Source organism: Echinicola salinicaeni, from assembly GCF_014280965.1.
Lineage (GTDB): Bacteria > Bacteroidota > Bacteroidia > Cytophagales > Cyclobacteriaceae > Echinicola > Echinicola salinicaeni.
This window is the reverse complement of sequence record NZ_JACODZ010000008.1, coordinates 277,639-295,972: the sequence shown is the minus strand read 5'-3', so window position 1 is coordinate 295,972 and position 18,334 is coordinate 277,639. Positions and strand designations below refer to the sequence as shown.

General features: G+C 37.1%; 20 protein-coding genes. 10 read left to right on the top strand and 10 right to left on the bottom strand.

Going from position 1 to position 18,334, the window contains the following annotated elements:
* Positions 1-163: 163 nt before the first annotated feature.
* The 4 genes from H7U17_RS17005 to H7U17_RS16990 form a co-directional block, all read right to left on the bottom strand.
* Complete coding sequence (locus H7U17_RS17005) at positions 164-283, bottom strand: 30S ribosomal protein THX (RefSeq protein ID WP_186757947.1); 120 nt, start codon at positions 281-283, stop codon at positions 164-166.
* A gap of 101 nt (positions 284-384) precedes the next feature.
* The gene (locus H7U17_RS17000; protein WP_186757946.1) at positions 385-2,820 is read right to left on the bottom strand and encodes a M56 family metallopeptidase; all 2,436 of its coding nucleotides are present in this window, start codon (positions 2,818-2,820) and stop codon (positions 385-387) included.
* A gap of 5 nt (positions 2,821-2,825) precedes the next feature.
* Positions 2,826-3,188 (bottom strand): BlaI/MecI/CopY family transcriptional regulator, encoded by a 363-nt coding sequence (locus tag H7U17_RS16995; protein WP_186757945.1) that lies wholly within the window; start codon positions 3,186-3,188, stop codon positions 2,826-2,828.
* Between the two features lie 193 nt (positions 3,189-3,381).
* Positions 3,382-4,131, bottom strand: coding sequence for an acyl-CoA desaturase (locus tag H7U17_RS16990; RefSeq protein ID WP_186757944.1), 750 nt, complete (start codon positions 4,129-4,131; stop codon positions 3,382-3,384).
* A gap of 381 nt (positions 4,132-4,512) precedes the next feature.
* Between H7U17_RS16990 and H7U17_RS16985 the strand changes: the two genes are divergently transcribed.
* From H7U17_RS16985 to H7U17_RS16960, 6 genes are all read left to right on the top strand, one after another.
* Positions 4,513-4,878: a phage holin family protein gene (locus H7U17_RS16985; RefSeq protein WP_186757943.1), complete on the top strand. Its 366-nt coding sequence runs from the start codon at positions 4,513-4,515 to the stop codon at positions 4,876-4,878.
* 189 nt (positions 4,879-5,067) lie between these two features.
* Complete coding sequence (locus tag H7U17_RS16980) at positions 5,068-5,631, top strand: hypothetical protein (protein ID WP_186757942.1); 564 nt, start codon at positions 5,068-5,070, stop codon at positions 5,629-5,631.
* A 68-nt stretch (positions 5,632-5,699) separates the two neighbouring features.
* The gene (locus H7U17_RS16975; RefSeq protein ID WP_186757941.1) at positions 5,700-6,602 is read left to right on the top strand and encodes a histone deacetylase family protein; all 903 of its coding nucleotides are present in this window, start codon (positions 5,700-5,702) and stop codon (positions 6,600-6,602) included.
* A gap of 125 nt (positions 6,603-6,727) precedes the next feature.
* Positions 6,728-7,366: an OmpH family outer membrane protein gene (locus H7U17_RS16970; RefSeq protein ID WP_186757940.1), complete on the top strand. Its 639-nt coding sequence runs from the start codon at positions 6,728-6,730 to the stop codon at positions 7,364-7,366.
* A gap of 104 nt (positions 7,367-7,470) precedes the next feature.
* Positions 7,471-8,442, top strand: coding sequence for a deoxyhypusine synthase family protein (locus tag H7U17_RS16965; protein ID WP_186757939.1), 972 nt, complete (start codon positions 7,471-7,473; stop codon positions 8,440-8,442).
* A 1-nt stretch (position 8,443) separates the two neighbouring features.
* Entirely contained in the window at positions 8,444-10,249 is a 1,806-nt protein-coding gene (locus H7U17_RS16960; RefSeq protein ID WP_186757938.1) for an OmpA family protein, read from the top strand.
* A gap of 47 nt (positions 10,250-10,296) precedes the next feature.
* On the opposite strand, the gene H7U17_RS16955 is transcribed toward H7U17_RS16960, so the two are convergent.
* From H7U17_RS16955 to H7U17_RS16945, 3 genes are all read right to left on the bottom strand, one after another.
* A complete protein-coding gene (locus H7U17_RS16955) occupies positions 10,297-10,836 on the bottom strand; it encodes an SRPBCC family protein (protein WP_186757937.1) in 540 nt (179 codons plus the stop codon).
* Positions 10,837-11,032: 196 nt separating this feature from the next.
* Positions 11,033-13,396 (bottom strand): S9 family peptidase, encoded by a 2,364-nt coding sequence (locus tag H7U17_RS16950; RefSeq protein ID WP_186757936.1) that lies wholly within the window; start codon positions 13,394-13,396, stop codon positions 11,033-11,035.
* 78 nt (positions 13,397-13,474) lie between these two features.
* Positions 13,475-13,843, bottom strand: a complete 369-nt coding sequence (locus H7U17_RS16945; RefSeq protein WP_230981462.1) for an Hpt domain-containing protein — start codon at positions 13,841-13,843, stop codon at positions 13,475-13,477.
* A 132-nt stretch (positions 13,844-13,975) separates the two neighbouring features.
* Between H7U17_RS16945 and H7U17_RS16940 the strand changes: the two genes are divergently transcribed.
* Together H7U17_RS16940 and H7U17_RS16935 are read left to right on the top strand one after the other, a co-directional pair.
* On the top strand, positions 13,976-14,137 hold the full coding sequence (locus tag H7U17_RS16940) for a hypothetical protein (protein ID WP_186757935.1): 162 nt from the start codon (positions 13,976-13,978) through the stop codon (positions 14,135-14,137).
* A gap of 24 nt (positions 14,138-14,161) precedes the next feature.
* Positions 14,162-14,806: a DUF7255 family protein gene (locus H7U17_RS16935; RefSeq protein WP_186757934.1), complete on the top strand. Its 645-nt coding sequence runs from the start codon at positions 14,162-14,164 to the stop codon at positions 14,804-14,806.
* 5 nt (positions 14,807-14,811) lie between these two features.
* Here the strand turns inward: H7U17_RS16935 and H7U17_RS16930 are convergent, their stop codons facing one another.
* Positions 14,812-15,429, bottom strand: a complete 618-nt coding sequence (locus H7U17_RS16930) for a deoxynucleoside kinase (protein WP_186757933.1) — start codon at positions 15,427-15,429, stop codon at positions 14,812-14,814.
* A 28-nt stretch (positions 15,430-15,457) separates the two neighbouring features.
* Positions 15,458-16,348: a 3-hydroxyacyl-CoA dehydrogenase family protein gene (locus H7U17_RS16925; RefSeq protein WP_186757932.1), complete on the bottom strand. Its 891-nt coding sequence runs from the start codon at positions 16,346-16,348 to the stop codon at positions 15,458-15,460.
* Positions 16,349-16,526: 178 nt separating this feature from the next.
* Between H7U17_RS16925 and H7U17_RS16920 the strand changes: the two genes are divergently transcribed.
* Positions 16,527-17,357 (top strand): CvfB family protein, encoded by an 831-nt coding sequence (locus tag H7U17_RS16920; RefSeq protein ID WP_186758027.1) that lies wholly within the window; start codon positions 16,527-16,529, stop codon positions 17,355-17,357.
* Here H7U17_RS16920 and H7U17_RS16915 read toward each other — a convergent pair.
* A complete protein-coding gene (locus tag H7U17_RS16915; RefSeq protein WP_186757931.1) occupies positions 17,354-17,713 on the bottom strand; it encodes an arsenate reductase family protein in 360 nt (119 codons plus the stop codon). The two genes, H7U17_RS16920 and H7U17_RS16915, sit on opposite strands and share 4 nt — an antisense overlap.
* Before the next feature lie 108 nt (positions 17,714-17,821).
* Here H7U17_RS16915 and H7U17_RS16910 point away from each other — a divergent pair, with 108 nt between their 5' ends.
* Positions 17,822-18,310: a YkgJ family cysteine cluster protein gene (locus tag H7U17_RS16910; protein ID WP_186757930.1), complete on the top strand. Its 489-nt coding sequence runs from the start codon at positions 17,822-17,824 to the stop codon at positions 18,308-18,310.
* Positions 18,311-18,334 lie beyond the last annotated feature (24 nt).

Below are 18,334 nucleotides of genomic sequence, written 5' to 3'. Positions count from 1 at the left end.
TCATTTCAGCTACTTACGCACTATGTACTTGAGTTGGATCAGCTAAGGGAAAAAATACTTGAATTTATGGGGACTAAACTACTTAGTTTTACTTACATAAGGCGTTATAAAACAAAAGCCTGAAAAGAAATTTTCAGGCTTTTGTTAGGTTGGTGGTTGTGATTTATTTGTTGTCCAGTTTTTCTTTTCTGGTTTTTATATTCTGATTTTTGTGAGGTCTGCTCGCTCCAAAAGTCCCTCTATTGATTTTACCTCTTTTGGTTTTCATATCTCCTTTTCCCATAGTTTTTTGATTTTTGGTTTAAGAATTTATTAATGCCTAAACTCTAAATTACGGAACAGCTACTGGAAGACCAAAGAGAAGGACAGCTTTCCAGGAAAGGTTTATTTTTTTGTCGTAATCAGGATTGCCCCATCCTTTGCTCTACTACCATATAAGTTCTTGGCATCACCGTTTTTAAGAACTGAAATGGTAGCAATGTTTTTGGGATCCATTTTCTTCATTTCTTTTTGCGTTTGAATAACTCCATCTATTACATAAAGCGGTTTTTTATCAACAGCGAGTTTTTTAGTGACTTCTATTTCTTCTACGCTTGAAGAACCCTTTGGTGCTTTGTCGGGTAGCGGAACACCTTCTTTTAAGGTAATTTCTATGACACCGTTTTTGCCCTTGGCATCATATTTATTTGTGGCTTTTTCATCTTTGAGTACACTGATACTCTCGATGTCAACTGGAGAAATCTGGCTGATGATTTCTTTATCATACTCCTCTCCATTGATAAAAAATATGGCTTGATTGAGGTGTTTTATTTCTTGTTTATTCACTGAAGCCCCATCAGTTGGAGACTTTTTTGCTTGGACTCCATAGCCTACGACTACTACTTCATTCAAACGGTTTGATTTCTTCTTGTTTTGATCATTAATAGCAAATTTGATAGGTACTTTCATTCTAACGTTGACGGCAGTACCGTTTTGTTTGCCAGGTTTCCATTTGTCTGCATTTTTAATGACTCTTATGGCTTCTTCATCAGCACCGCTACCAATCCCCCTAAGGATTTGAGGATCCTTTAGTTCACCGGTTTTGTCCACGACAAATGTCACATAGACGGTGCCTTCAACGCCCTTTTCTTTGGCTTGCTCTGGATATCTAAGACTACTGGCCAAGTAATCATTCCAATTATTCATACCTCCATAAGGGGCAGGCATGTCTTCCACTACATCAAAGACTTCATTGTTACTCTTCTGACTAGGCTTATTAAAGAAGGGACTTTTTTGTGCCGTTTCACCTCCCGCTACTTTGAATTTTACTGGCAATACCATTAAGGTGTTGATCGCTTGTCCATTGTCCATACCAGGGTTCCACTTGGGCATGCCCTCAAGACTGAACATTCTCAATACCTCATCATCCAGTCCCATTCCCATAGATTTTTTGATGCTGGGTGAGAGGATACGACCTTCTTTATCTACCACAAATTCGATATAAACGGTTCCTTTCGCACCAAGCTGCCTGGCTTCTTTTGGGAATTTTAGGTTTTTGGACAAATACCTGTTCCAAGCTTCCATTCCACCCTTGGGAGCGGGCATGGAATCTGCTGTTTGCTTGAGGTTTTCTATTCCGTAATCTTTGGTAAAAGAAGAATTTTGTTTGAAAATATTGAGCATTTCCAAGACTTTGCTGTATTCATCATTATCTGAGATATTGCTGATTTCATATTGTAAATCTCCAAATTGTGCAGTGATTTTGCCATTTTCTAAAGATGAAACGTATTCATAATGTTTCGGTGATTTGATCTTAACTACACGGGTGTTGACATTAATCGAATCCTGTGCAGATACAATTTGCTTTCTGATGGAATTGATACTCAAGTTGGTGAATTCAGATAAAAATCCATCCGAATTAGTGGTTTTCATAGAAACCAAGCCCAATAACATGGCGGTTAGAGGGATTACCATGAGCAATTTGAACCAATTGGTCTTTTCTGCTTTTTTCATCATCATAATTCGCTTTAAAGTTGTTGATCTAATAAAATGGTTGCCAATAGGAAGATCAAGTCCCTTGAATGCTATTTTGACGATTAATTTGCTGTAAGTTTCTTTGCTATCAGTTTGTCTGAGGACATTGGCATCTGCCGAATATTCATGGGTGTCTATCAGCGCTACACGCATAAGGTGAATGGCTGGGTTGAACCAGAATAAAATGCACAAGACTTGATAATAAATCATATCCCAAGAGTGTCCCTGCCTGATATGCTCAATTTCATGCTTGATAATATGTGCTTTTTCATTTTCATTGAGTTCTTGGGTATCGTCCCAAAATAACTTGTTGAAAAATGAAAATACAGGAGCCATTCCAAAAGTAGGGATATAAAAGTATTGGTGCTTAAGGTTATAGATGGTTTGGTACCATCCCTTTTCTTTGAGGAGTCTTAATTGTAGTAATTGCCAAAAAAGCCTTGCTGCCAGTATAGACGATATAATCAAATAACCCAAAAACAAATAGTCTTTCCATTCTAGTAAAATGGGCAGTTTGGTACTTCTTACAGTCACTTCTGGAAGGCCGAATGTTCCAACCACTTCTTCTTGTGCATTTAGGGAAGTTAATGCCTGCAGAAAATCAGTGTTTTCTAAGGATATTGTAGGCTTTGTAAATGCAACAGGAATTTCAATCAATGGGAACAAAAGTGCCAAAACAGGGGAGATCAAAAGAAAAACTCTGGTAAGCGTAAAAACTTTCTCCCCTCTAAGAAAACACCAATAAATTCCGAAAAAAAATAAGAGGCAGAAAGTACTCTGCCAGATATAGTCCACCAAATGTGCCATATGACTTATTTTACGTCATCTTTTACCTCATTCATTAATTTTTCAAGTTCTTTTAGGTCCATGTTTTCATCTTTGGCGAAGAAGGAAGCAAGCTTGGAAAAAGAACCACCAAAATAGCCTGACAGTAAATTTTTAATAGAGAAACTTCTGTACTGATCTTTGGTAACAATAGGGTAGTACTCATGAGATTTACCATAAGCTTTGTGCTTCACAAAACCTTTTCTTTCTAGAATACGGATGATAGTAGATACCGTATTATAAGCTGGTTTGGGCTCAGACATTTTTACCAGGATATCTTTGACAAATCCTTTCTCGATATCCCATAGAATTTGCATGACTTGTTCTTCGGCTCTTGTTAACTCTCTCATTTTATCTGTTTGTTTTTTTCTTCAACTTAATCATTTAGTTTGTAAATAACAAGCAAGAGACAGATCTTCTTATTGGCAAGGCCAAATTAAAGATAATGCTTTAGTTTTACAACTATATAGATAGTTTAAATTAATTATTTAGTTTGTGTGTGTAAAAAAATAGGCCACTTAAATGAGTGGCCTATCGTTATTGCTATTGTGTTCTCAGTTTAATGATTTTAGTAAAGTGCAATAACTTTACAACAGGGTAGGTAGGGTCAAATTCATACCATTTGACCGCGAAGTTAGGTCTGTTAGGTAATTTATGGTGGTTGTTTTGGAATAATTCACCAAGCATTAAAACATCCAGTAACAGACTGTTTTTGGATTGGTCATTATTATCAAAATTAGCATAGCCATATTTATGACCGCTCCAATTTACTATGGCTCCATGCACTGGTCCCATCAAAAAATGAATAGGGAGCAAGAAGTACATCCACCAGTGGGTACCTGGAAGTTCAAATACACTTATACTAAGTACATATATGGCAACATAGAGCAATCCCCACGCTACTCTGACCATCATATTATCAGCCATGCGGTCAAATTTATTCCAATCAGGAACATCCTTTGAAAATCTTTCCTCAGGCTTAAGTCTGAAAGAAAAATATTCATTGTAGATGTTTTTTGTTTTCCACATCATGGTAAACAGATTTTCTGTATGATGCGGGCTGTGCGGATCTTTTGGCGTATCACTATAAGCGTGGTGCATCCTATGAAGGATAGCATATGCACGTGGAGAAAGGTAAGAACTTCCCTGGCAAGCCCAAGTAAACACATAAAAGAACTTCTCCCAAAATTTGTTCATGACGAACATTTGATGGGCTGCATAACGATGCAGAAAGAAGCTTTGGCAGAACAGAGAGAAATACCAATGAAGTAGAAAGAAAACTATAAGAATCACGTAATTTAGAATTGATTTAAGATCACAAAGATAGTCCCTTATAATAAAAAATATAAATGTGATCTTGAAATTTTTAATATATTATGATGAAACTCATGTTTTAAGCGTGGATCATTTTTTGGATTGGCAGGTTTTCTAAGTTAAATCAAACAAGAATTAGGATAAAAATTATAAATCTTTACAAATTGACAGTAAAAAAAATCAGTCAAATTGATTATTGAAATTAGTTTGAAACATAAAATCAGCTTTTGTTATACCTAACCAATAAAATTTATTTGTCCTTTTATTGAGGATTTTGATGAACTTATAAATACAAGAATTGAGTAATTGGTTTTTATATAATAATTGATGATTGAGATAAAACTTAAATGATACTTCTTCATGGCAAATCAAGGATGTGGAAATGTTTTGGTACAATTGGTTATAGGAGGACTTGCTGTGATCATAGCTAGCTATCTATTGCCGGGAGTAAGTGTGGAAGATTTTTGGGTAGCTGTTATTATAGCAGCAGTTTTAAGTTTATTGAATTATACGGTAAAACCCTTATTGATCATTTTAACCATACCTATTACCATATTTACATTAGGATTATTTTTATTGGTCATTAATGCTTTGATCATTCTGCTGGCCGAGAATATAGTGCCGGGCTTTGAAGTGGATGGTTTTTGGTGGGCTTTGTTATTTAGTTTTATATTATCAATAATAAACACCATTTTTGGCGTTTCTTTGTTTGAGAATAATAACTGAAAAACTAGTCAAAGAATTAATAAAATATGAAATCAGTTTTTGCAAGTAATGATTTTTATTTTTATCAAATAATTGTAATTTGATTTTGATAAAAGGTAGTTACAAATTAGCTGTAACTGTTTTATATTTTTACCTACATATATAATGCTAGTCATAGTATAGACTTTAACACCCTTTTCGATTAATAATATGCAATACAAGAATGATGGTTTTAAACCCGAGATAATAAATGCTCTCAAGACCGAATTGAAAGCTTCAGGGAAAAACTTCAAAATAGTACCTTCCCCTGATAACAGTGATGAATATGTGAATTTCTATTTTATTGGGATGTATGAAGGTAAGGAAGTGATTTATGATGCAGCTATGTATACCTTGAGGCTTCATCATACCAGTGAGGTTTATGAATTGGCAGAGCATAAGGCTGCAAAAAAATTCCCTAATTTCAAGGGCATTCACTATGAAGAAGATGAGAATGGAAATTTGAAGCCTTTGAATAGTGATGAAGAAGAAATCGGTTGGTTCATTACCGAGATTATTATGGAGATAGAGGAAGATGAATCGGTAAAAGTACAGGAGTTTATTGATGAAGACACCAATCATGATTATGGAATTGGTTTAGATGTAGCCTTGAATGTAGAACACATAGATGAAAAGGTGATCACCAAGTTCATAAAGGAATTCAATGATGATAACATAGTTTTGGACGATACGATGTATGCTTTTCAGTCTGAGGACGAAGATGTAGAAGAATAGATAAAAAAATATAACCATTTGCTCCGGCCGTTTGTTGATGTTCAGCAAACGGTTTTATTTTGCCAACTATGTTGAAAATTGCCTGGTCATCTAAATATGCACATTCTCTTCCTCCAGGACATAGGTTCCCTATGGAGAAATATGAGTTATTGCCTGAACAGTTGCTATATGAAGGAACAATCAGTGAGGACAACCTTTTTACCCCGAAAAGTCTTGAAAGTAAATGGATTCTGAATACCCACCATGCTGACTATGTAGATAAACTTCAGAATTTAAGCCTTTCTAAATCAGAAATTAGGAAAACAGGATTTCCACTTAGTAAGGCTTTGGTAGATAGGGAGGTTAATATCATGCATGGTTCTGTACAGGCATGCCTTTTTGCCTTACAATATGGGATTGCGATGAATATTGCTGGAGGGACCCATCACGCTTTTTCAGATAAAGGAGAAGGATTTTGTTTGCTAAATGATATTGCCATATCTGCAAATTACCTTTTGGATAATGAGCTGGTAAATAAAGTACTGGTGATAGATTTAGATGTGCATCAAGGAAATGGCACTGCTGAAATTTTTCAAAACGTTCCTGAAGTATTTACCTTCAGTATGCATGGTGCTTCCAATTATCCCATGCATAAAGAAACATCCGATTTGGATGTGGCATTGCCCGACAAAGTGGGGGATGAATTCTACATCAGTCTTTTAAAGCAGCACCTAGAGCCACTCATCAATAAGGTGGCACCTGATTTTATTATCTTTCAAAGTGGTGTTGATGTATTGTCAACTGATAAATTGGGTAGGTTGGGGCTTAGTATAGCTGGATGCAAGGAAAGGGATCAATTGGTTTTGAGTGCTGCACATCGCAATCAAATTCCAATAATGTGTTGTATGGGTGGGGGATATTCCGAAAAAATCAGCCATATCGTTGATGCGCATGCCAATACATTTCGCTTGGCTCAAGAAATCTTCTTCTGAGTAAGTTTAAATCAAAATTATTTCCTGAAGGAAAAATGTTAAAAAATATGAACAAGTTAGATTTCGATTTGTAGAATGAGAACTTTGTTTATATTTGCGACAAGTTGAATTAATAAAACAGTAACGTGAGAAAAATTAGTAAAGCACTAGGAATTTTAGGTATTGCAGGAGCGCTTTTGTCTGCTTGTGATAATAAGGGAAATGAAAATGCTGCTGCCGGAGCAGGGGCTGAATCAGAAAGTACTGTGGATTTGAGCGATTTGAATATTGCTTATATCAACACAGACAGTGTAATCAACAATTACCAGTACTTTAAGGATAAGTCAGCTGAAATTTCTGAGAAAGGTAAGCGCTATGAGAGTGAGCTTTCTAATAGGGCCAAAGGCTTTGAGCAAGAAGTGGCTAATTTCCAACAGACTGCGCAAAATATGACGCCTAACCAATCCAGGGCCAAGCAAGAGGACTTGATGAAGAAGGAGAGAAATTTGGTAACCTACAGAGATAACTTGATGCAGGAACTTTCTGCTGATGAAGCCAATCTTTACAATGAGGTATATGACAAAATCCAAGTCTTTTTGAAAGGTTATGCTGAAGAAAATAACCTAGAAATGATCCTTTCATATACCAGAGGCGGTGGTGTATGGTATGCGCATGATGCGCTTGATGTAACGGCTTCAGTTACTCAAGGATTGAATGATGCTTATGATCCTGCAGCCAAGCCTGCTGCTCCTGCTACGGATTCTACCAAAGAAGAAGGTAAGTAGCAGACCGTTGCTAAAAAATAAATGAAAAAGCCCGGTTTTGAACCGGGCTTTTTTTTGTGTTAATTATATCAGTAATTTTAGTAATTATTTAAACGTTATACCAGATGAAAATTACAGAATTTCTCAAGCATAATTATCGGCATTTTAATGCAGCTGCATTGATCGATGCTGCAGAGGGATATAAAGCCCACTTGGACAATAATGGTAAAATGATGGTTACTTTAGCTGGAGCCATGTCCACCGCAGAATTGGGGATTTCATTGGCTGAAATGATCCGTCAGGATAAAGTACAGATTATTACTTGTACCGGAGCCAACCTAGAAGAGGATGTTTTTAACCTGGTTGCTCATGATTATTATGAAAGAGTTCCACATTATCGCCAGCTTTCACCAGAAGAGGAACAGGATTTGCTAGAAAGACATATGAACAGGGTCACTGATACCTGTATTCCAGAAATGGAAGCCATGAGGCGAATTGAAGATGTGATTCTGGAGGAATGGGTTAAGGCAGATAAAGCCGGTGAGAGCTACTTTCCACATGAATTCTTCTATAAGGTTTTACTTTCTGGCAAACTGGAGCAGTCCTATCAGATTGACCCGAAAAATAGCTGGCTGTTAGAAGCTGCTAAGAAGAATCTTCCTATTATCGTTCCGGGTTGGGAAGATTCAACATTGGGAAACATGTTTGCAGGACATTGTATCACAGGAGATGTGAAGAATGTACATACCGTGAAAAGCGGTATTCAGTACATGATGTATTTGGCAGATTGGTATACTGAAAATGCTACAGATGACAGTACTGTAGGGTTCTTCCAAATAGGAGGAGGGATAGCTGGAGACTTCCCTATTTGTGTAGTACCTATGTTGCATCAGGATTTGCAAAGGGATGGCGTGCCTTTATGGGGCTATTTCTGTCAGATTTCTGATTCGACGACTTCTTACGGATCTTATTCAGGGGCAGTGCCTAATGAGAAGATAACCTGGGGGAAACTGGGCATTGATACACCAAAATACATCATAGAATCTGATGCAACCATTGTGGCTCCATTAGTATTTGCGATTGTATTAGATCAATGACATGAAAGTAACGAAAAAATTAAAATCAACTATTCTTAAAGCAAGCACTATTCCCGTGCTTGCTTTTTGTGCTTTTACTCCTTCATTGGGACAAGGTGTTTATGCCTTGAAACAGGTAAATACCCCCTATGATGAGCAGCAGCCTGTAATTTCCTCAAAAGAAGAACTCTTTCTGAGTGTGGCCTTTCATCCGGATAATACAGGGGGAAGTAAGGATTATGGAGATGTTTGGTACAGCAAGAAAAATGATTTTAATCAATGGGAAGCCCCGAAGGCAGTGAAAAGTCTGAGTACTTCAGGTTATGACCTTTTGATAGGTTTTCCTGATGATGAAACTGCCTTGGTGTATCATGATGGAAAAAAGAAGCCACATGGTATCCACCAATACAGAAGGACCGGAGAAACAGCATGGAAGTATGAAAGCCAATTGGACTTTGGAAGCTTTAGAAATAATGGCAAAAGTTTTAGCGCTAGGCTACATCCATCCGGAGAGATATTGGTAATGTCCATGAATTCCTTTGGTACCTATGGGAATGAGGATATTTATGTCAGCTTTAAACAGTCTAATGGAAAATGGTCCGTACCGAAGAACATTGGTCCTGATGTAAATTCCTATGAGCAGGAAATGACCCCTTTTATTTCAGATGACAAACAAGTATTGTATTTTTCCGCAAATGGTCATGGTACCTCCGCAGGCCGTGATATTTATTATGCTCAACGGTTAGATAATTCATGGGAGAAATGGACCAAGCCAAAAAGGTTGAAAAATGAAATCAACAGTAATGGGGTAGAGTTGTCCTATTTTATTGACCCCAATAGTCCATATACAGCTTTTGTGACTACCACTCAAAATAGTGAGGGATATGGGGATATTCTGATGCAAAGGAAAGAGGAAATAGTTCTTGAGGAATTAAGTCCAGAAGAAATCGATCCTAAGCCTTATTTGGCTGCTAATTTCGTCAGTAGGTCCAATCTGAAGGACAGTGAGCCTCAGGAAGCTGAAATTGTTAAGGCTAATGAAATTGTTATCAGTGAGGAACTAGTTAATAAGCAGTCTGATGTAGATGAGAGTCGGGAAGCCATAGCAACTTCACCTATTGTTCCTTCTGAGTCGACAGCAATTGTTGAGGAGCCAGTTCAGGAAGAGCGCCTAGTCTTAAGTGAAAATGAGGCAATAGAAGAAAAGCAAGGATTTTCAACTGCCGTTGTTTCCAGTACTCAATATGCCCTCAATGTATTGGATAAGAAAACAAGGGAGTCGATTCCGTATAAAGTGATTTTCAAAGATGATCAGGGAAGGCAGCTAGGGACTGAAAGTGGTTTGGGATCGGAAGATGTATTTGCTTTGAGAGAGGGAACTACTAAACTTACCATATCATCTCCGAACTATTTGCCAGAATCGATTAGCCTAGGGTTTTTGGAAAATAAAGATGAGCCTGTTTTGTTAACCTCAGCTGAAAAAGGAGTTAGTCTTGTATTGGAAGAAGTGCTATTTCAAAAGGGAACATCCGAATTGGCTGATGAAAATTCCGTGGTCTATATCAACCAACTGGTAGACTTTTTAAACGATAATCCAAGCCTAAAGGTGAGATTGGAGGGGCATACCGATAATGTGGGCAACGTTAGATTGAATAAGGAATTGTCCATGGATAGGGCTGCTGCCATACGTGATGTTATGGTAGAAAAAGGAGTAGATTTTGAGAGAATAATGCTCAGAGGCTACGGTGGATCTAAACCTATTGCCGATAATAACACCCTAAGTGGAAGAGAACAAAACCGCAGGGTAGAGATGGTTATTATAGATTAAAAATGATATTAATTGTAAATGGAAAGGGCTTTTTAAAAGCCCTTTTTTTAATCTTCTATTTGATATTTTAATGTATTTAGTCCTTCTTGAAGTTGGTTTCCCAACATTTCTTCCATACCCATTAACTTCATCACTAGGTTCATTGGGTAATCAGCTTTACTATTAAATCCCCAGATTACCTTAGTTTGATTATCTGCAACTTTCTCAGTGAGCATATAGGCTTTGTCGGTGGCTTCAAAGGGTTCGATAAATCGTAGTTCATAATCGATACGCTTGTTTTCCTCTATTCCGATAATTTCCTGTTCTCCTTTGCCTACATCAGAGTTTTGGCTGTCCCAAGCGGCTACGGCGCCTACAGTGCCGTCCATACCCATATATGTTTTCTTCATATTAGGGTCCATTTGCATCCAAACAGAAAATTTATTTTGGTTTTTTAACATTTTGACATAGCTGAAAACTTCCTCAACAGGTTGTTCGATAACAACTGATTTTTCTACTGCGAACTCCTTTTTTATAAAAAGGGCTGAGATTAAAGCCAAGGCAATAATGCCCAATATGCCAAATAGTATACCTTTTAGTATTTTCATAATATTGGTGATTAAGGGTTTATATGATGATTTTCTGCTTGGGTAATGTTAGTGGTGATAATTAAATTTAGTTAATTGATATAAATTAGTATAATATTTGGTTATTGCCAAAAAACATCTTGCTTTCGCTTTTACATAAAAAAGCCTCCTGACTATATAAATAATCAGGAGGCTTGATGTGTGTTAATTATCTGGCTTAGTCCAATAAGGTGTTGTTAAACAATTTTAAGATTCTTTTATATTCATCGGTCCAACTACTGGGTTCTACAAAGCCGTGGTTTTCAACCGGGAAGATGGCCATTTCCCAATTGTCCTTTTCTAATTCTATCAACCTTTGAGACAATCTCACCACGTCTTGGAAATGAACATTGGTGTCAATCATGCCGTGAGCCATCAATAGATGTCCTTTTAGGCCCTCTGCGAAGTATATTGGAGATGATCGCTTATAGGCGATAGGATCATTGAAAGGTTCATTTAGGATATTTGAAGTGTAGCCATGATTATAATGGGCCCAGTCCGTAACTGACCTTAAAGCTGCACCAGATTTAAACATGTCCGCCTCATTAAATAAGGCCATTAGGGTAATAAATCCTCCATAGCTTCCTCCGTAAATTCCAATTTTTTCCGAATCGATTCCAAGTTCTTGAATAAGGTATTTGGCCCCATCCACTTGGTCTGAAAGGTCTTTTCCTCCCATATGTCTGTAGATTCCTGTTCTCCAATCGCGACCATAGCCTGCACTGCCTCTATAATCTATATCCAATACCGTATACCCAAGGTCAGATAATAAATTATGGAACATATATTCCCTGAAATAGCTAGACCACCATTTGTGGGCATTTTGGAGGTAGCCTGCACCATGGACAAAGATGATAGCTGCTTTATTGCTTTTTCCCTGCTTGGGTTTGTATAACCTTGCATGAACTTTGGCTCCATCATTTGCCTCAAACTGTATTAAATCAGGGGCTTTCCAGGAGTAGCTTTTAAATTCAGCTGATTGACCTGAAGTTAATTTCACTGCTTTGTCCTTTACATTATTGGCTTTATAGTAAAGTTCCCAAGGTTGGTTGCTGTTACTGAATAATATGGCCAAATGCTTTTCGTCAGGGGATAGGCTAACTTGATTGTTTCCTGTCATAGAAGTCAACTTTATCATTTTTCCCCCCATTACAGGCATTTTATAAAAATGTCTCTCACCAGGATGAATTTCAGATGTGGTCAGGTACCAATGTTTCTTGTCATTGGAAAGTTTAGGCGAAAACACTTCATATTTACCGCTGGTCAGGGCTTTTTTCTTGCCTGTTTTAGTATTTAGAAGGTATAAGTGGGAATATCCACTTTCCTCAGATTGAAAATAAATATGTTCATTGTCCGGTAACCAACCAAAGGTACCACCTCCAAAACTATAGCCTATTCCTGGGCCTGCGATCCATGCTTCATCTCTTTGTCTGTCCAAAGATTTTAATTCGCCAGATTCAAGGTCCACAAGGGCAATCCAACGATCTTTGTTGTCAGATGACCTAATATTGATTACGGCTTGGCTGTCATCGGAAAAGATGGGGTTGGCCGGAATGACAGGCCTGATTTCTTCTTTCCATTCCTTGTCCGGATAATCGCTGACATAATCTGGTAAATCGGTAATGCCAGGAAGATTATCAGTATTAACCGTATAAGCTGTATCTTTTTTGATATTATAGATGACCATTTTTGCTTGTGTAGGCTCGGTACCTACTTTTGGTCTGGTATTGAGTTCAGTCGTATAACCTGAGACATCAGTAAAATCAGGAACAAAGGTGTTTTTCCTTTTCTCATTTGGACTGATCAGATTGAAAATGACGTATTCCGCATTTGGAGATATCTGCAAGTTGGAAACACGGTCTTTGCCGGTGTAAAAGGTATAATGGTCCTTATTATGAGTAGCCTCTCTATATGCTTTGCTGAGTTTTGTTTTGTTTTCCCTTTCTTGGATAACTTGTAAAAGTTCAGTGTTTTCTTTTTTCAACCAATTGTCTTTTTTTGACAGTTCATTGTCTTTTTTTAACGGTTCGTTACCATTTCTTATGTCGGTGATTTTACTGATAGCTCCCTTAGAAAGATCATAAGTAAAGATATTGTTTTCGATCTCAAAAGCGAATTTATTTTCATCTTCGAGAAAGATAGGGTTTGAGATTCTACCGCTTAACTCTAAAAGTTTTATTTCCTGTTTTTTGGAAGAATTGTAAAGAAAAAGCTTTCCATCCCTCGTATAGAGTTTTTTGCTTTTGTCCTTATTATAGTGTCCATAGGTTGGGATGAGCTTATCTGATGCCTTCCAGTTTACCTTTTGTATTTTATTTAAATCTGCAACTGGAATTTTGTAGAGCGAATCAGAAATGTTCTGTTCTGGATTATATTGAAAATAAATAGCAGAACTAGTTTCATCCCAATGAACATTGGATGGAAATGTACCTATCCACTGGGGATCCTGCATGATTTTTTCAACAGTTAATTCACTGTTTTGAGCTTGGACGAAGCCCAAACTAAGGGAAATTAAAAGAATTAGTAAGTGTGCTTTTTTCATATTCGAAAGTTTTGCCCGAATATGAGCATGCAATTTGTTTAAAACAAACAAAAAGTTGTGAATGGCAAGTGATAGGCTTTAACCATCCTTTAGTTCTCCCAAGAATTGTTCTAGTTCTTCTTCCAAAATAGTAATATGCTCTTTCAATTCATCCTTATACTTGGGGTAATTTTCTTTAACGTCCACTTCAATGGACTGAAGAAGTTTTTTGGTTTTGGAGGAACCGACATAGCCCATCGCTGATTTTGCTTTATGGCATTTTAATTTTACTTCATCAAAATTTTCTTTATCGTAGAATTGATCCAAGTCTTTGAGCTCTAATATATTATTGTTCAGGACCATTTCCATCATGGGCTTGATGAGTTCTGGGTTATCACCTAAAAATTGAAAAATTACATCCTTATTGATCAGCTTATACATGGTAGTAGTGGTAAACAGTGTATTCATTTAATGTAAACAACTATTAAATAAAAGCATTTTTAAGTTAGAAGGCTTTTATTTCAAGGTTTTCATAAGAGGAAAGATTGCCTTACTTTTGCCGAACCATCCTTTTTGTAAAATTGAGGAAAAGATTCAATAATGAAAACAAAGAAAATAATATTTCTTATTCTAAGCATCATCTTTCTGGTTTTAATGGTCCTGATAGGGATTGATATTTCCTCAAAAACTACCTTTCCAGGTTCCAAAGGAAATCTTAAAGAAAGAATAAAGGAATCCAATTCAGCAGCTGAAAACGAATAGAAATTAGCCTAAAAACCTTGAATTTTGCATCAACTAAAAGTAAATAATCTTATTAAGGTGCTACTAGAGCAAGACCTTAAACTGGAAGATCCTTTTTTATTGGAAACCAATTCAAATTTACTCGATGAAAGAGCCAAATCCATGTTCCAGGATCTTTATGAAAGATTAGGAGGAGAAGGGGAATTTATCTACTTGGATAATTTGAAGTTTGACTTTAAAATAGATCGTTTTCTTTTTCTTTATGATGATGCAGTTCATTTTAATCGGTATAGGTTAAATTCATTCAAATCAGAACTTTATGATGTGTTTACTTTTACGTGGGTGGATGCTTATAAGCGGCTGTGCAGGACATTTGAGAGGGAATGTCTCAAGGCCGGGCTACAGGAGAGAATATGGGAAGGCCCACCGATAGCAGGAAAGTGTTTTGGGGATTCTGAAGAGGCTGGAGATCTTAGTGGAAATGGCTCAGCCGGTTGGAAGTTGAATGCCTATAATGATGCACAGTATGATTTGTTGAGTAGGCTGCATGGTTATAAGATCATCCGCCTGCCCATGTATGAAAATATTATGATGGGTGGAAGTTTGAAAAAATTGGACCAACTGCTTATTAATCCGAAGGAGGAGAATGCAAAAGGTATTTATAATTGGTTTATGCGAAAGCTGGTTTAATAGCTTTAAGCAAACAAACCATTTAATTCCCGGTCAACTAAATTGACAATAAAGCTAAAGTCTTCCTTTTTAGATACAAAATCCAAGTTGTTGACGTCAATGATCAATAACTTACCCTTATCATAACTGCTTATCCAGTTTTCATAATGGGTGTTCAGGTTTTTGAGGTATTTAATGCTTATATTAGCTTCATATGATCGGCCTCTTTTTTGAATTTGACTGACCAATTTGGGTATATCTGCCTTTAAATAAATCAATAGATCCGGAGCCTGGATATAGTCCATCATAGCATGAAAGAGCTGCAGGTAATTCTCGTAATCTCTGTTGTTAAGGTGTCCAGAGTGGTTTAGATTGGCTGCAAAAATATAAGCATCCTCATAAATGGTTCTGTCCTGAATGGTCGTTTTCTTATCGGCGAGAATCTGTTTGATCTGCTTGAAACGGCTATTGAGGAAATAAACCTGAAGATGAAAGGCCCATTTATGCATATCCTCATAAAAATCAATCAAATAGGGGTTTTCTTCAACATCTTCCTGGTTGACATTCCAGTTGAAATGCTTGCCCAACATTTTAGCAAGGCTGGATTTGCCACTGCCTATATTTCCCGAAATTGCGATATGCATGCTGGATTTAATTTTATCCCAGAACTATTTATTTTGCGAAGCGGTCAGCAACATGTATTTCTTTGGAACCTAATTCGTGAGTATAAAATCCTACTCCGCTTTTTACACCTTTATGACCGGCAGCCACCATATTGACAAGAAGTGGACAAGGGGCATATTTTGGATTGCCCAAGCCTTCATAAAGCACCTTAAGAATGGATAAACAGACATCCAAGCCAATAAAATCAGCTAACTGCAATGGGCCCATAGGATGGGCCATGCCCATTTTTAGAACAGTATCGATTTCCTTAACACCCGCAACTCCTTCATACAGGGAGTAAATTGCTTCATTGATCATTGGCATCAATATCCTATTGGAAACAAAGCCCGGGTAGTCATTGACCTCAACTGGTGTTTTTTCTAGACTTTTGGAAAGCGACATGATTTGATGAGTGGTTTCATTAGAGGTACTGTAGCCCCTTATTACTTCTACCAAAGGCATAACAGGAACAGGGTTCATGAAGTGCATCCCTATTACCTTGCTTGGCCTGGCCGTTGCAGAAGCGATTTGGGTAATAGATATAGAGGAAGTATTTGAGGCAAGGATGGTCTCTTTGGGACAATATTGGTCCAGTTTTTTAAAAAGATCCAATTTTATCGATTGGTTTTCAGTGGCTGCTTCCACTACCAAATCGGATTTATGAACCCCTGATTCCAATTCTGTGTGAGTACTTATCCTTGATAGTATCTCTTCTTTTTCCTCAGGATCTATTTTTTCCTTGGCAATTTGTCTGTCCAGGTTTTTGGCAATGGTATTCATCGCCTTTTCAAGCGCCTTTGCATTGATGTCTACAAGTGACACATTATGTCCGAATTGGGCAAAAACATGTGCAATACCATTGCCCATTGTGCCAGATCCTACTACTGCAACTTTAACCATAAAAATTCAATTTAATTTCCCGCAGATGGGAGGAAAGGGATCGTTTTGTGTTTGTTATTCTTAGTTAAATCTAATTTTTAAAGCTTGTTATTCCAATCAGCAGGGAGAAATAAAATAGTTTTTCTTCTGCAAAAATCAGTTTTGATCATATTTCTGTAACTTTGGGAAAATGAAGAATATGAAAGAACTGGGCAGAATTTCCACATTACCAATTAATCGATTTACTAGTAACGGTGCATATCTACAATTATCTGATGGCGAAGAAGTATTACTTCCGCAGGGATACCTTAATGGAGATGAAAAGGAAGGGGATGAAAAAGAGGTTTTTGTTTATACAGATAGTGAAGATCGACCTGTAGCCATAACTGATCGACCAGTGGCTTTGGTGGATGAATTTGCGGTGATGGATGTGAAGGAAGTTACTCAGTTTGGTGCATTTATGGATTGGGGCTTGCCAAAAGACCTTTTTGTTCCTAAATCAGAAATGGGAAAACCAATTACTGAAGGACAAAAATATTTGGTAATGGTTTGTGTGGATTATAAAACCAATCGATTGATAGGAGTTTCTAAGTACCAGGATTTCATGCTTTCTGATACCGGTGGTTTTGAAGAAGGGCAGGAAATTAAGGGCTTGGTGTTTGATAAAACAGATCTTGGCTATAAGATATTGATAGACCAGCATTATGAAGGACTGGTATATGGCAATGAGGTTTTTAAGCCCATTATGGTTGGAGAGGAAATTACAGCATATATCAAGAAGAAGCGGGATGATGGGAAGTTGGATCTTCAACTGACACCAATCGGCAGGCAAAAATATGAAGAAGGTGCAGAAAAGATACTAGCTGTTTTGACTGAGAAAAAATTCTTGCCACTACATGACAAATCATCTCCCGAAGATATTAAAATAAGTCTAGGGATGAGTAAAAAGCACTTTAAGCAATCTATCGGACAGTTGTATAAGAGTAAGAAAATCAGGATTCTAAATGACGGTATCGAAATTGTAGATTAACTTAATTTCAAAACCTCCATGGGTTTGGTACAAAGCACGGCCTTTTCTCTTTTGATGGCAATGGGGGCCTTGATCAAATAAGGGTATTTAACCAAAATGTTCAGCCAACTTTCATCGTCCCAGGTTTTACCCGCTATTAGACTTTGGTAATCTGGGTGGGCCCTATTGAGTAAGTCTTTTGGACGGAGCTTCAGCTTTTCCAAAATGGTTCTCCAGCCAGTGGTGGTGATACGTTCCTTCTCAATATCAATTTCATTGACATATTTGGATACAGAGCGCGCATAAGCCCTGGCCTGTTTGTCAATAGGATGAGAGGGGATAAAATAGAAGAATAATTCGCTAGGGTGCATTTTCATGTCAGTTTGGTTTGAGGTACCTCTAAAAATACAAAAAAAGACTAGAATTCCAAATATTTTACCTATTAAATTAATGGAAACAGAGGTATTAATTTGTTGTTTGTGGTTATGGATTTAGAAAATTTTAAAAATAAAGCCCGTAGTGAATATGCTAATCACAAAAAATTAAAGGGAAGATTAAGAAAAATAAAACCAAAGGTACTTGATCAAAAATTTTCTGAAGCCCATGATGAGCAATTTGAGAAAATGGATTGCTTGGAATGCGCCAATTGTTGTAAGACAACCAGTCCGATTTTTATTCAAACTGATATTGACAGATTGGCTAAAGTTTTCAGAATGAAGTCTTCTGAATTTATTGATACTTATTTACACCGGGATGAAGAAGGGGATTTTGTTTTGAATAGTTCTCCTTGCCCATTTTTAGGAGAAGATAATAAGTGTTTTGTATATGAGTCCAGACCTAAGGCGTGCAGGGAGTATCCCCATACCAATCGGAAAAATATACATGGGATCTTGAACCTGACATTGAAGAATACGATGATTTGCCCCGCAGTTCATGAAATCTTTCAAGTCTTTTTAAAAGATTTTAGGAAGTAACTTGAACTCTTTACTAATTTAGGA

Bases quoted from the DNA above. Each gene is read 5' to 3' on its own strand.
- H7U17_RS17005 (WP_186757947.1), bottom strand. From the start codon at position 283: ATGGGAAAAGGAGATATGAAAACCAAAAGAGGTAAAATCAATAGAGGG.
- H7U17_RS17000 (WP_186757946.1), bottom strand. From the start codon at position 2,820: ATGGCACATTTGGTGGACTATATCTGGCAGAGTACTTTCTGCCTCTTA.
- H7U17_RS16995 (WP_186757945.1), bottom strand. From the start codon at position 3,188: ATGAGAGAGTTAACAAGAGCCGAAGAACAAGTCATGCAAATTCTATGG.
- H7U17_RS16985 (WP_186757943.1), top strand. From the start codon at position 4,513: ATGGCAAATCAAGGATGTGGAAATGTTTTGGTACAATTGGTTATAGGA.
- H7U17_RS16980 (WP_186757942.1), top strand. From the start codon at position 5,068: ATGCAATACAAGAATGATGGTTTTAAACCCGAGATAATAAATGCTCTC.
- H7U17_RS16975 (WP_186757941.1), top strand. From the start codon at position 5,700: ATGTTGAAAATTGCCTGGTCATCTAAATATGCACATTCTCTTCCTCCA.
- H7U17_RS16965 (WP_186757939.1), top strand. From the start codon at position 7,471: ATGAAAATTACAGAATTTCTCAAGCATAATTATCGGCATTTTAATGCA.
- H7U17_RS16960 (WP_186757938.1), top strand. From the start codon at position 8,444: ATGAAAGTAACGAAAAAATTAAAATCAACTATTCTTAAAGCAAGCACT.
- H7U17_RS16955 (WP_186757937.1), bottom strand. From the start codon at position 10,836: ATGAAAATACTAAAAGGTATACTATTTGGCATATTGGGCATTATTGCC.
- H7U17_RS16950 (WP_186757936.1), bottom strand. From the start codon at position 13,396: ATGAAAAAAGCACACTTACTAATTCTTTTAATTTCCCTTAGTTTGGGC.
- H7U17_RS16945 (WP_230981462.1), bottom strand. From the start codon at position 13,843: ATGAATACACTGTTTACCACTACTACCATGTATAAGCTGATCAATAAG.
- H7U17_RS16940 (WP_186757935.1), top strand. From the start codon at position 13,976: ATGAAAACAAAGAAAATAATATTTCTTATTCTAAGCATCATCTTTCTG.
- H7U17_RS16930 (WP_186757933.1), bottom strand. From the start codon at position 15,429: ATGCATATCGCAATTTCGGGAAATATAGGCAGTGGCAAATCCAGCCTT.
- H7U17_RS16925 (WP_186757932.1), bottom strand. From the start codon at position 16,348: ATGGTTAAAGTTGCAGTAGTAGGATCTGGCACAATGGGCAATGGTATT.
- H7U17_RS16920 (WP_186758027.1), top strand. From the start codon at position 16,527: ATGAAAGAACTGGGCAGAATTTCCACATTACCAATTAATCGATTTACT.
- H7U17_RS16915 (WP_186757931.1), bottom strand. From the start codon at position 17,713: ATGAAAATGCACCCTAGCGAATTATTCTTCTATTTTATCCCCTCTCAT.
- H7U17_RS16910 (WP_186757930.1), top strand. From the start codon at position 17,822: ATGGATTTAGAAAATTTTAAAAATAAAGCCCGTAGTGAATATGCTAAT.